The following is a 13,502-nucleotide window of genomic DNA, read 5'->3' on the forward strand; positions in this document are numbered from 1 at the left end:
GTGGGTTGTCGTAACTTTTATTTATTTTAGTGATTTATAATATTCTTAACTCAGCATTCAGAACTCTTAAAATGTGTGTCCTTACCTATCTCCCTACTGCAAACGGCTTTATTTTCACCTCAAACCGAGATGAAAGTGTGGTTCGTGCATCGGCCATTCCTCCTCGAAAATATGAAATCGAAGGGCATTATGTTTTTTTTCCAAAAGACCCTGTAAGCAGTGGCACTTGGATTGGAGGCGATGATGTATTTACGCTTTGTTTGCTCAATGGAGGTTTAATAAAGCACATACCTTCTCCTCCCTATCGTCATAGCCGAGGAAAAGTCATTTTAGATTTTTACAAATTTCTGAATGTCGAAAATTTTCTTCAAAACTACGATTTCAATAATATTGAGCCATTTACTTTAGTGATTATAGATAGAAATAACTCTCTAACTATCAATGAAATACGTTGGACAGGAAAGGATATTTTCTATAAAAAACATGCAGCTAACAATCCAAAGATTTGGTCATCCGTTACACTGTATTCTCCTGAAATAATACAAGAAAGGGAATATTGGTTTGAAAATTTTCTACAAGAAAACCCCAATTATACAGCTGAAGATATATTACGATTTCACCATTTTGGTGGTAAAGGAGATATTAGAAATGATATTAAAATGAATCGTGAAAACAAATTGAAGACTTTGAGTGTTACACAATTTGTAGTTGATAATGAAAACTTCGTTGTTCAATACCAAGACCTCCAAAAAGATAAAAACTTCGTATATAGAGTTTTTACGGAGTGTATTCTGTAAATTTAAGTTTATTTTACCTTAAATTTTCCATGCCAAAAATAACTGCCATCGGCACCGCTACACCAACTTACCGACATCGGCAGGAAGACATCATGCAATTTATGCTTGATGCTAATACCCCTGACGAAAAAAATCGAAAATTACTCCCAATTTTATATCGAAGAAGTGGCATCGAAACCCGATATTCGGTCTTTCCTGATTTTTCTTTAGCTCGTGGGCAATGGGATTTTTTCGGCAATAATTGTACTGTTCCTTCGCTCGAAAAACGAATGATTTTATATAATCAAAAAGCTGTTGATTTATCAGTCAATGCTATTTCTGATTGTTTAAAAGACATTGATAATCAATCTATTACACATTTAATTACTGTTACATGCACAGGCATTTCTGCTCCAGGGTTAGATATTTTACTGATGCAAAAACTCAGTCTTTCGCCTAATATTACCCGCACTTCGGTCAACTTTATGGGCTGTTATGCAGCACTTCACGCACTCAAAATAGCCGATGCTTTTTGTCGTGCTGATGCCTCGGCAAAAGTTCTGATAGTTTGTACTGAATTATGTACTTTGCACTTCCAAAAATCGAATGATGTTGATGCGATTTTGTCTTCTACCCTTTTTGCCGATGGTTCGGCAGCTTGTTTGGTAACAGCCGAAAAAGATGTTGAAGGTTTAGAAATCAAACAATTTTACTCAAAAGTTGCTCTTGGAGGACAAGAAGACATGGCTTGGCAACTTTCAAGCAGTGGTTTTTTGATGACCTTGAGCAATCATGTACCAAAATTAATTAAAGAAGAGATACGAAATCTGCTCGAAAGCTCGCTTACTAAGCTCAATCTTACAATTGATAAAATCACTGATTGGGCAATTCACCCAGGTGGCAAAAATATCTTAGAGGCAGTCGAGCATTCACTTGGCTTAAAGCATGAAGATTTGTCAAAATCTTATGAAATACTTAAAAATTATGGCAATATGTCATCGCCAACAATCTTATTCGTTTTGAAAGAAATATTAGAGAAAAAATCTTCACAAGGTAATATTTTTGCGGTTGCCTTTGGACCAGGTATTACAATGGAAAGCGTTATTTTAGAAAAATAGTTAAAAATCGTCATCATACAGGCAACCCATCGTTAATCGTAATTCCCAAATGACCTTTACAACTCGTTCCTATCAAGCCGAACTCCTTGATAATGAAGATATACCTACCGAAGACCTTTACCAAAACCTTCGTGAATTAGACTTTATTAATCGTACATTGGGAGGTCATTCAGTTATTTTAGATGGAATTAGATATTTTATAAATTTAATATTTAAAATAAATACTGAAAATAATAAATTACCTATAAATTCTAAATATATAGATAATTCAAATATTTCTGAAAATATATTTATTTATGAAATTGGAAGTGGTGGTGGCGATAATTTGAGAGCTATTGGCCAATTTCTTAGTAAAAAGTCAATCGCACATCAATTAGGTGGTGTTGATTTAAAGGAAGATTGTGTGAGATTTGCAGAAAGTTTCAATTCCAACTCCTCAAAAATCAATTATCAAATCGCTGATTATCAGCTTGCTACTTTCCCAAATGGTAAGCCGCATATTATTTTTAACTCTCTTTTTTGTCATCATTTCAGAGATGAATCACTGGTGGAAATGCTACTATGGATGTATAAAAATGCTGAAGTGGGTTTTATAATTGCTGATTTGCACCGACATCCGTTGGCTTATTATTCTATCAAATTACTAACGAAGCTTTTTTCTAAATCATATTTAGTCAAAAATGATGCTCCTCTGTCAGTTTTGAGAGGTTTTACAAGAAAAGAATGGGAGATTTTATTAAAAAAAGCAGGTATTAAAAAATATAAAATTAAATGGAAATGGGCATTTCGGTGGTTGATTTTGGTGGAAAAATAAAAAACAAAATAATTAAGAATAACGATTTACGAATGACGAATCGTTATTCTTTAGCAATAATCTATATATAAATTAATTCATAATACTCGAAAATCGTCATTCTTAATTCGTCATTCACAAATCAAATCTTTAAATCGTTAATATGCTGGTTTCGCTCACAATTGTACGTTACCCCAAGTATTTTGTTCCGTTTGCCTTTATTTCAATGGCCATTTTACGTTTGCCTTTGATTTTTAGTAAAAGTACTTTTTGGAAACTTTTGGGTTGTGGAAAAAATGGCACTTTTGACATCAATCCTGATTGGCAACAGTGGGGAATGATGGCCGTTTGGACTAATAAAGCAGATTTTGAAGATTTCAAAAAAACATCATTGGTTTGGAAATGGTGGCATTTTTTCACTACTGAACAATGGACTATTCTTTGTAAACCTTATGAATCGCATGGGAAATGGAATAACAAAGAGCCATTTGGAAGTCCTTTATCAGATAAAAATTATTCTGGACCAATAGCAATCCTTACAAGAGCAAGTATCCGATTATCAAAATTATCAAGTTTTTGGGAAAATGTACCAACAGTTGCGGCCACAATGAGTCATGCTGAAGGATTCATCACATCGATTGGTATTGGAGAAGCTCCTTTTGTACGACAAGCCACTTTTTCGATTTGGGAAAGTGTAAATGATGTCAAGAAATTTGCATATCGCCAACGAGAACACGCAGAAGTAATCAAAAAAACACACGCTGAAAATTGGTATTCAGAAGAACTGTTTGCACGGTTTATTCCGGTCGAAACCTTTGGTAGCATTAGAGGAGAAAACCCCTTCAAAATAAATGATTAAAAGGTACTGTCTCTTATCATTGCTTTAGCATCTCTTTTTATGTTTTTCATTTCCAAGCAATTTTCAAGCCAAATTCTGATTTATTGCAAGTACAAGTCAATTGATTGATTATCAACAAGATAGCAAAAATTAATTTTCTTGAAAATTTGTAATTCTCACTATTTTTTCTAAATTTTACTAAATATTCTATACTATACGTTCGTTAGATAACCGATACCCACCTTGTCGGGCATGATTTTTGCTTTATTTCAGTGAGTGAGTGAACACATGAAACGATTATTTCTATGTCCCGTATCAAATCTTTTTTGTTTGGGTTGATGGCTATATGTCTATCCACCCTTTCTTTTGGGCAGCAAGATGCTGAACCCGCCCTATGCAAAGATCCTTCAATTTTTGGATTTGTAAAGGATAGCAAATTTACTATTAGCCCTGATTATGGTTGTTTAGATTATACTAGAACCTCAGCAAGAATTGAAGTTTCTAATTCTGCATCTCCTACTGGGGGAGCTTTAAGTCAGTTGGGTTATATCTTTGATTTTAAAGACGTAACTCCACTTGCTCTACCTGTATTTCCGACGGTGCTTCAAACCTCAACAGTCGTCACAACTCCTGGAAAATACTGGGTAATGCAAGGAGGTAATGTTGGTGGAACCGCTTATATTACTTGTAGGGTATCCGAAATTCTCCAAACCGAGCAACCTGATTTTGATATTACATCTTGTGGCGATAAAAGTGTTACTGTAACATTTAGAGATACACCTAAAAATAGAAAACACGGTAAGTATAGAATTGTTTGGGGAGATGGTAATCAAGATTTTTCAGCACAAATTACAGTTTGGCCTCATCAAATGCAGCATACTTATATCAATACGCCAACGGGTATGCCTCAAATTGTAGCTGCTTATACCCGAGGTGCATCCAACTTTACAGTATGTACAAGCCAGCCTATTAGTTTTCCTGTAGGGTCAAATGGCAAACCTCGTATTAGTGAGTTAGAGGGCTTGAATGGTGGAGCAAGCAATAAAATTACTTTATCAGATGGCTCGGACGGCACAGCTTATACTATCCAACAAAAACCTAAAGGTGGAAATTGGGTGGATACTGGAAAAAAAATCACTCGTAATAGTGGTACTACTACTGCTAATCAAACCATTGATGGTTTGGATGGTAAACAAGAATATTGTTTCCGTTTACAAACAAAAGATGGTTGTAACAATGACATATTCTCAAACGAAGCTTGCACAATTATACCTAAAGCGACGGTTTCTTCACCAACGGAAGCAAAAATTGAATGGAACAATCCAGATGCTGACCTTACAGCTACCCCAAATGTAACACGTTATAGCGTTGGCTACAGTGAATCACCTTCAGGGGCTAATCCTAATACTGGAGCTCCAAGCCCCATTACAGGAACAAGTTATGTTTTTGACCTTTTAGATTGTAGCAAAAAATACAACTTTAATATAACAGCATTTTTAGGAACTACCGCAGCAGATAAAGTTGTCATTAAGTCCCCAAATATTTTGGTTGATCCATCAGTTAGTTTTAAACTTCCCGCTATCAGCATTGGTACAGTTTCGACTATCTCTAAAGATATTATTCAGGTAAATACCTTCGAGCCTTCGGGCTATACTGCTCCAAAATACATTTTCTATCGTGCTGAAGGTGGGTCTTCGACGTATACACAAGTAAAAGAAACTCCTGACAATCGATATGATGATAAGAATGTAGAACCAGATAAACAACAATATTGCTATAAAGTAGAATACCAAGATAGATGTGGTAATACCTCTGTCTTATCGCCTGCTTTTTGTAGTGTATTTTTAACTTCAGCCCAAGCAAATACTTTAAATTGGACGCAATTCATTATCCCAGACCCTAATAATGCTTTACAAAATGCACAACCAGTAGAATATTATGTTGAATTGCTCGATGCCAATGGTTCGGTTGTAAAACCAGTGGATACAACTCCAGATACAAAGTCGAATGTGAAAGATGTGATAGACCAAATTTTGAGTGATCCAGCCGCAAGAGGACAAGTTACTTTCAGAATTCTTGCTCGGCAAAAGGTAACGCTAATTATTGGAGGAGTAGCTACTCCTTTCCCTTTTAGTTCATATTCAAACACCTACACATTTATTACACCCGCTCAAATATATGTTCCTACGGCTTTTTCGCCAAATGACGATTCAAACAATGATACATTTGTGGCAAAAGGAAGGTTTATTGTTGAGTATAATTTAGTAATTTATGACCGTTGGGGAAATACAATTTTCGAATCGAAAGACTTAGAGACAGGATGGAATGGCACAACATCTGACGGTGTGACACCTGCCCCTCCCGGTAATTATGGATATAAAATTTATGGTTTAGACCCCGCAGGGCAAAAATTTGAAAAAGTAGGCTCTATTACTTTGATAAGATAATTTACGAATGATGATTTTGGACGGGGTCGCCAGTGCGATAACGATTGACGAATTTCTAAAACTTTAAAATAAGTAAAAAAAAATACAAAACACTAATAGTCAATCATTTACAATAAAAACACTTGTAAGTTACAATTCGTCAATCGTCATTCATCAATCGTAAATATTCTAAAAGGCAGTTCTAATCCAACTGTCTTTTTTTGTATATTTGTACTTCAAATCAAAATCATAAAATTATGAACATGGGCGATATTTTCGGGTTGGCAGGAAAAATGAAAGAGATGCAAGCTCGAATGCAAGAAGTACAGGAAAGTTTAGGTAAAATCACAGAAACGGGCGAAGCTGGTGCTGGAATGGTGAAAGCTGTTGCAAATGGAAAAAAACAGTTAGTTAGCATAGAAATTGATGAAGATTTGATGAAATCTAGTGACCGTGAAATCTTGCAAGATTTAATTGTAGCAGCCACCAATAAAGCATTAGAAAAAGTAGAAGAAAGAGCAAAAACAGAACTTCAAAAATCAACCGAAGGAATGATGCCCAATATTCCAGGAATGGATTTAGAAAAAATGTTCAAATAATAATCCATGACAAATGTTGCCGTAGTTATTTTAAATTATAACGGACGAAATTTCCTTGAAAAATTCTTACCATCGGTTGTTAATAATGCCGATGGTAGCGAAATAATTGTGGCCGATAATGCCTCGAGTGATGATTCAATTGTATTTCTAAAAAATAATTACCCTCAAGTCAGGCTTATACAATTGCCTGATAATCAAGGATTTGCAGGTGGATACAATACTGCTTTAAAGCAAATCACTGCCGAATATTACATATTACTCAACTCAGATGTAGAAGTAACACCTCAGTGGATTCGACCAATAATTGATTTAATGTCCGCTAATTTGGAGATTGCCGCTTGTCAGCCCAAAATCAAGAGTTTTGGGCAAAAGACCCATTTTGAGTATGCGGGTGCAGCAGGTGGCTATATTGATTGGATTGGCTACCCCTTCTGCCGAGGCCGAGTTTTTGATTCCTATGAAGAAGATTTAGGACAATATAATGATACCAAAGAAGTCTTTTGGGCCACTGGTGCTTGTATATTTGTACGAGCTTCAGTTTTTCATCAATTGGGCGGTTTTGATGCTCAGTTTTTTGCTCACATGGAGGAAATTGATTTATGTTGGCGTATGAAAAATAATGGATACAAAATTTTCTACTGCTCCAATTCGGCCGTTTTTCATGTAGGAGGTGGCACTTTACATAAATCTAACCCTCGGAAAACTTTTCTTAATTACCGCAATGGTTTGGCAATGCTTTATAAAAACTTACCTGCCAACAAATTAGTGTCTACGATATTTTTAAGGTTAATTTTAGATGGTATTTCGGGTATAAAATTATTACTCGATGGTTCATTTGCTGATTTTTGGGCAGTTATCAAAGCTCATTTTGCCTTCTATGCCATGATTCCTAAATTAGAAAGAAAATCTCCTAAAGAAGTCAGCTTAATCTATCAAAAAAGTATTGTTTTTGAATATTTTGTATCTAAAACCACCCCAAAGGTCTAAAAATGAATGATAGCAATAATCATATTAATAGCTCTTTAGAACTTGGAGAAAGCAGACGTATCATTGGGATCAGTGGCGGAATTGGTTCTGGAAAAAGTATAATTTGCAAAATTTTTGAGGTTTTGGGTGTACCTGTCTATTACGCAGATGAGCGAGCTAAGTGGCTGACTAACAATGATTTACAATTAAGAAAAGAAATAAAAGAATTACTTGGTCGTGAAGCTTATGATAGCAATGGGCAGTATAATAGAAAGTGGGTGGCGAGCCAAGTTTTTGAAAACCCTGCCTTATTAAAAATACTCAATAGTTTGATTCATCCACGGGTGTATGAAGACACCAAACAATGGCTGCAACAAAATCAAGACAAAGCTTATGTGCTAAGAGAAGCTGCATTGACAAATGCGGCAGGAAATGGCAATGATTTAAGCAAACTGATTGTTGTCAGTTCACCTATGGATTTACGTATTGCAAGAATAAAAAAGCGTGACCCACAACGAAATGAAGCCGAAATTCGGGCGATAATTGCCAGACAAAAAACTGAAGAAGAATTTCAAAAGATAGCAGATTATCAAATTATTAATAACGAAAAAGAACTTTTAATACCACAGATTTTATCACTTCATAAAATTTTTCAAGGGTAAATCTTCAACCAAGTGGATGCTTTGCAAAAAGTCTTTCTCTTCATCAACATCTGTTAAAATGGGAAGCTTTGAAATTTTTAATTTTAGATCATTACAGGCCTTGATTGCTTCATCACAAACATTGACATGACTCCATTGTTTTTCAAGAAAAACTCGTTTTAAAACTTCTCCACAACGCTCACCAACTGTTTCAAAATTAAATCCTATTAAATAATATCCTCCATCAGTTGCTGGCCCAATAACTACTTCATTATCAATTAGTTGCTCATATCCATCGTTTATAATTTCATCAGTCAGTTCTAAGCAATCACTACCAATAATAATTACCTTTGAACAATTATTCTGTAAAGTATCTCGAAAAGCAGAAGCCATTTTTAGGCCTAGATCTTGTCCTTGTTGCTGTACATATTTATGATAATTATCGTTCGACCAAATATCATTATGATCAATAAAATCAGAGTAATATAAATATTTTTCAATGTTTAAATCATTGGTGATTCTGTGCGTATGTGACATCAAAACCTGATAAATCTCTAAAGCTTTTTCATTACCCACCGTAGCAGCTAATCGGGTTTTAACCTTTCCTAATTGCGGATTTTTAATAAAAATAATCAGAGCATTTTGTATTTTTTGTAGTTGAGTGTGCATATCTTAAGTTTATTTTCAGTGATTTATTATCAATAATTTATTCTTTGAAAATTGTTTATTGTATGATTTATTTAGATTTTTGTTTTTCAAACATACGAAATTAGAAAGAATTAAGGTCTTTTTATAAAGAAAACTAAATTTCTACTTAGCATATTTATCAATAATTACTTACACAAACACACATGAAACAAATTATTTTTTCAGACAATGCACCTGCCCCTATTGGTCCTTATAGTCAAGCTGTTTTGGCAGGAAACACACTTTACGTATCTGGGCAAATTGCTTTTGAATTATCAACAACCGGCGATTTAAAAGCGGAAGCTCATAAAATAATGGAAAATATAGGAAGTATTCTTTCTGAAGCCAATATGGACTATACCAACATTGTAAAAACAAGTATTTTCCTAAAAAATATGGATGATTTTGGATTAGTGAATGAAATTTATGGCAGTTACTTCACAGCGGCTCCACCTGCAAGAGAAACAGTACAAGTAGCTCGCCTACCAAAAGATGTCAATATTGAAATTTCGGTAATTGCCGTCAAGTAGATCAGAAGCCAAATACTGTAAATATTATAAGTTGTTGAAAGATTGTTAAAGGCTTTCTTCTCAATGCTTATCAAAAGTTTTAGGTAAGTCAAAAGCCTAATAAATAAATTTTTACCGTAAAATAATTTTCATAGGTAAGTATGCTTCAACAATAAATAAAAACATATATATTTACAAAAAACAAGTTTCCCTCCCAATATTAATAACTAAAACTGATAGTTTAGCTATGAGAAAAAATTATTTTCTATCCCTATTTTTGTTGATGACAGCATTTTGGAATGTTGAGGCAAAAGATGGAAGTAAGTCAACAAACACCGCTCTAAATTTTGAGACGACGGTTTTAGCACCTCCAGGTAATCCAAGCGGTTTGAATGGCACACCTGTTGGCGGAACTGGTACAAGAATCAACCTAAATTGGATTGATAATGCAAGTGATGAGGAAGAATTTGAAATTGCTTATTCAACAACACCTTCAGGATATCAAACAGTATTGACTGGAGTAGGTAGTTTAGGCACTGGTAGTACTAGCACATTTCAATTAACTGGATTAAGTGGCTCAACAACTTATTATATTGCAGTTAGAGCAATTAAAACCTCTGATTTAAGTACCCCAACTTGTGGACCTAATCCAAACGCTCCTACGAATCCAGCTCCAACTGGTAAAACGGTTTCTTGCTGGAGTAATGTAATTACTGTTAGTACCAATCCAATAGCTCCTGAATCACCAACTGGTGCTTTTTTGTCTAATGTTTTACAAAGATCTATTACTGTCAACTGGACTGATAATTCAACTAATGAGACCAATTTTGAAATTAGAAGAGGTATTGACGGCAATCCTACCACGTTATTAGCGACTATTCCAGGTATTGCAGGAACAGGCCCTCGTACATATATTGATTACACGGTTTTCCCTACAGGAAGATATTCTTACCAAATATGGGCAATTAATGGCGGTGTTTATAGCCTAATAAGTACAACAACTGGCATTGTTCAAACACCTAAAGATCCTCCAATTGCACCGAGTGGATTACAAGTTCAATCAAAGGGTATAGGTTTAAACTCTGTTCCATTGTTTTGGAAAAATAACTCAGGTGAAGTTGAAACATTTGTAATTGAATATTCTGTTGATAATAATTCTTGGTTTGTTGCAGCAACTATTCCCCCAAACGACCCAGGTTATATCGTTAATAATTTACTTGAAGGACAGAAATACTTCTTCCGTGTTAAAGCAGTGAATTCGGGTGGAAGTAGTGGTTATACAAATATATTACAGGCCACAACATTGAAACGTGTAGCTCCAAATGGTCCTACCAATCTTACTGCTAAGACAATTTCAACAACTCAAATTGATTTAGCATGGAATAATGGTGTGGAAGATGGTGTTACTAACATTCGTGTTTCGCAAGAGATTTATCGTTCATCACAAAGTGCTACTGACGGTTTCCTCCAAATTGCTGTTATTGACCCTTATTTTGGTACTTATTCTGATAAGACTGGAAAACCAAAAACAAAATATTGGTACAAAGTAGTATCTGTAAATTATCAAGGTCAATCACCTTTTTCAAATGTAGCAACAGCAACAACGCTTGGGCCTCCATTTGCACCATCTGATTTGACAACTACATTGGCCAATGATGCAGTTGGTAATACCATTATTAAAGCAACATGGAAAGACAACTCAAATGATGAGTGGGGCTTCTCTTTGGAAAGAGCATTAGATAGCACTTTCACCAAAGAAGTACTGAGAGCAGATTTTGATTCAAATACAGTTGCTGCTACTAGTATTCCAATCGAAGAAGGGGTAACTTATTATTATAGAGTGAAAGCATCAAATATTTATGGTAACTCTAAATATTCAGCAATCTCAACACTTACTACCATCGTTACCGTTGCTCCTAATGCCCCTTATGGTTTGAAAGGAAGTGCAACAGCATCGGAAGTGGCTTTAACATGGGGCGATGACTCAAATAAAGAAACTGCATTTGAAATCGAGCGTTCGGATGATGGTAAAACATTTACTAAAATTGGGACAACAGCTCGCAATGAGGTGACATATTCTGATAAAACTGTCAAAGAAAAAACTAAATATTTCTATCGTGTAAGAGCTACTAATATAAAAGGTAATTCAGACTATACAAATGTAGTAGAGATTACAACAGCAGCTAAAGTATCAGCAGCAATTGAGTTGGTAACTGAGAATATATTCCAAGTATATCCAAATCCAACTGCTGACGGTGTAAAGGTTTCACTTTCTGAAAATATGCAAACTGAGTCTGGTGTAATTACTATCACAGATAGAATGAACAGAGAGGTTTCAAGAACAATTTTGAACAATCAATCAGAATATCGTCTTGATTTAAGTAATTTCACAGAAGGAACTTACACGATTAGTCTTCGTACTACTACGCAACAAATAACGAAGCGTGTGTATAAATACTAATCAACAAACATATTGGGCATAATAAAATCGGCGTTGCAATGCAACGCCGATTTTATTTTATCAAAGCTTAATACCTATATTTCGTACCTTCAAAATCAAAAATCACTTCGTCTTCACCATTGACTTTTCTTAAAATAATTTTATTAGGTTCGGATGGTTCAACTCGTTGAATGATTTCTGAGTTTTTAGGTAAATAAAAATTAGTCAATTGTGCATCTACTACTGAATAACTTGGCATATCACCTCTACCCTCCTTTGTAAAATAAGTTGATGGATAGATTATTGTATCGCCTTTGGCATAAATGCATTGAATTTTATCAGCCACCAACTGATATGGATTGGGTTTTCTTGGCTGTGAAAAACCCATAAAATACCTCGGAGGATTATCTTGCCAAACACTATAAGTAAAATAATTAACGATTAGAAACTGCATCATAAAAACACCCAATATTGGGTATTTTTTCCAAGCAACTTCAACCCATATATCTTTGATAATCAAGGCAATAAGCACTAAATTAAATCCATATGCGTATGCAACATAACGTGGCATAATTCTAAAGGTATTTCCATCTTGAAATGCAAAAGCAACTAATGAAATAATTGGCAAGAACGACAATAAAAGCATAAAAACTCGCAATTTTTTCTGTTGTTTATCGCTTAATTTTATGGCATTGCGAATAAATAATGCAAATGATACAAGAGAGGTAAACAGCACTAAAAAATATACTTTTTTATGTGAAGGAAGTAAATTAGGAAAACCATCAATCAGCAAAAACATAGCTGAAATAACATGTCTGATTTGTTTTAATACACTTTTTGCAGTTGCAATACTCAAATACTCATCAGGATTTAAGCGTGCCATTTCATTATATACTTTTGTGCTATTCTGAATATACTCAAATACCCAAGCTCCCCCATCTGATTTCAGCCATAAGCCCACCATAAGCAACGGAATCAGCATTGACAATGACAAACCAATGTAGCCTCTAAGTTTTCTAAAGTATATCAAAACGAAAATTGCATGAATAAAAAACAAGGGAAATGTTGAAAAATGGCACATTTCACAAGCCGTTGCACAAAATCCGTAGAATATATATATCCAAAATGGCTTTTTATCTCTTTCTTCATTTTCAATGATAATTAGCAATAAATGAGTAGATAAAAGTGCAAAAAACATATTGAGACAATAATTGCGAGCTACTTGCGAAAAAGCAATATAGAAAGGTGAAATAGCCGCTAAAAACACTGCCAATAAAGCTAAATTTTCGGAACGAAAATGTCTTTTTACAAAAACAAACAATAAACTGATAGTTAGCAAATTAAACAACAAAGAAGGCAATCGCAAACTCAAATCAGACACACCAAAGCATTTTGTCCAGAGATGTAATGAGTAAGTATATAAAGCTCCATTGCCAGTATCTAATCTTGCTATCGCATCAAAAAAATCATGTAGTGACTTTTCAGACCAAAATTCTTTAGGGGTAAAATATTTGTTATTGGGCTTTCTGACCGAATCATGCTGATTATTCCCTTCATAAGTAACAAATTGACTTACAAACAAAGAGTATTTTTCATCTCCTGCAAGTCCATGTTCGCCTATTTTATAGAACCTTAAACCAAAAGCTACCAACAAAATTCCTAAAAGAATCAGTTTAATATTTTTCTTTAAAAAATGTCTTACTTGCATT

General features: G+C 34.5%; 12 protein-coding genes. 10 read left to right on the forward strand and 2 right to left on the reverse strand.

All coding sequences use genetic code 11. The features are described from left to right. Positions 1–71: 71 nt before the first annotated feature. The 8 genes from ACQUQZ_RS17840 (at position 72) to coaE (ending at position 8,178) form a co-directional block, all read left to right on the forward strand. Positions 72–797: an NRDE family protein gene (locus tag ACQUQZ_RS17840; protein WP_435356442.1), complete on the forward strand. Its 726-nt coding sequence runs from the start codon at positions 72–74 to the stop codon at positions 795–797. A gap of 29 nt (positions 798–826) precedes the next feature. Further along, the gene (locus ACQUQZ_RS17845; protein ID WP_435356443.1) at positions 827–1,894 is read left to right on the forward strand and encodes a type III polyketide synthase; all 1,068 of its coding nucleotides are present in this window, start codon (positions 827–829) and stop codon (positions 1,892–1,894) included. A 49-nt stretch (positions 1,895–1,943) separates the two neighbouring features. Next, entirely contained in the window at positions 1,944–2,708 is a 765-nt protein-coding gene (locus ACQUQZ_RS17850; protein ID WP_435356444.1) for a methyltransferase domain-containing protein, read from the forward strand. Between the two features lie 142 nt (positions 2,709–2,850). Next, on the forward strand, positions 2,851–3,546 hold the full coding sequence (locus ACQUQZ_RS17855; protein WP_435356445.1) for a DUF3291 domain-containing protein: 696 nt from the start codon (positions 2,851–2,853) through the stop codon (positions 3,544–3,546). 284 nt (positions 3,547–3,830) lie between these two features. Then, positions 3,831–5,972, forward strand: a complete 2,142-nt coding sequence (locus ACQUQZ_RS17860; protein ID WP_435356446.1) for a gliding motility-associated C-terminal domain-containing protein — start codon at positions 3,831–3,833, stop codon at positions 5,970–5,972. 242 nt (positions 5,973–6,214) lie between these two features. Beyond that, the gene (locus tag ACQUQZ_RS17865; protein ID WP_435356447.1) at positions 6,215–6,550 is read left to right on the forward strand and encodes a YbaB/EbfC family nucleoid-associated protein; all 336 of its coding nucleotides are present in this window, start codon (positions 6,215–6,217) and stop codon (positions 6,548–6,550) included. A gap of 6 nt (positions 6,551–6,556) precedes the next feature. Beyond that, positions 6,557–7,537 (forward strand): glycosyltransferase family 2 protein, encoded by a 981-nt coding sequence (locus tag ACQUQZ_RS17870; RefSeq protein WP_435356448.1) that lies wholly within the window; start codon positions 6,557–6,559, stop codon positions 7,535–7,537. 2 nt (positions 7,538–7,539) lie between these two features. After that, complete coding sequence (coaE, locus tag ACQUQZ_RS17875; RefSeq protein WP_435356449.1) at positions 7,540–8,178, forward strand: dephospho-CoA kinase; 639 nt, start codon at positions 7,540–7,542, stop codon at positions 8,176–8,178. Here the strand turns inward: coaE and ACQUQZ_RS17880 are convergent. Then, complete coding sequence (locus tag ACQUQZ_RS17880) at positions 8,152–8,826, reverse strand: TIGR04282 family arsenosugar biosynthesis glycosyltransferase (RefSeq protein WP_435356450.1); 675 nt, start codon at positions 8,824–8,826, stop codon at positions 8,152–8,154. The two genes, coaE and ACQUQZ_RS17880, sit on opposite strands and share 27 nt — an antisense overlap. A gap of 182 nt (positions 8,827–9,008) precedes the next feature. Here ACQUQZ_RS17880 and ACQUQZ_RS17885 point away from each other — a divergent pair, with 182 nt between their 5' ends. Further along, positions 9,009–9,374: a Rid family detoxifying hydrolase gene (locus ACQUQZ_RS17885; protein ID WP_435356451.1), complete on the forward strand. Its 366-nt coding sequence runs from the start codon at positions 9,009–9,011 to the stop codon at positions 9,372–9,374. A 226-nt stretch (positions 9,375–9,600) separates the two neighbouring features. After that, positions 9,601–11,814, forward strand: coding sequence for a fibronectin type III domain-containing protein (locus tag ACQUQZ_RS17890; protein WP_435356452.1), 2,214 nt, complete (start codon positions 9,601–9,603; stop codon positions 11,812–11,814). 67 nt (positions 11,815–11,881) lie between these two features. Here the strand turns inward: ACQUQZ_RS17890 and ACQUQZ_RS17895 are convergent, their stop codons facing one another. After that, on the reverse strand, positions 11,882–13,501 hold the full coding sequence (locus ACQUQZ_RS17895) for a glycosyltransferase family 39 protein (RefSeq protein WP_435356453.1): 1,620 nt from the start codon (positions 13,499–13,501) through the stop codon (positions 11,882–11,884). Position 13,502 lies beyond the last annotated feature (1 nt).

This window comes from Emticicia sp. SJ17W-69, assembly GCF_051209875.1.
In the GTDB taxonomy this organism is placed as follows: domain Bacteria; phylum Bacteroidota; class Bacteroidia; order Cytophagales; family Spirosomataceae; genus Emticicia.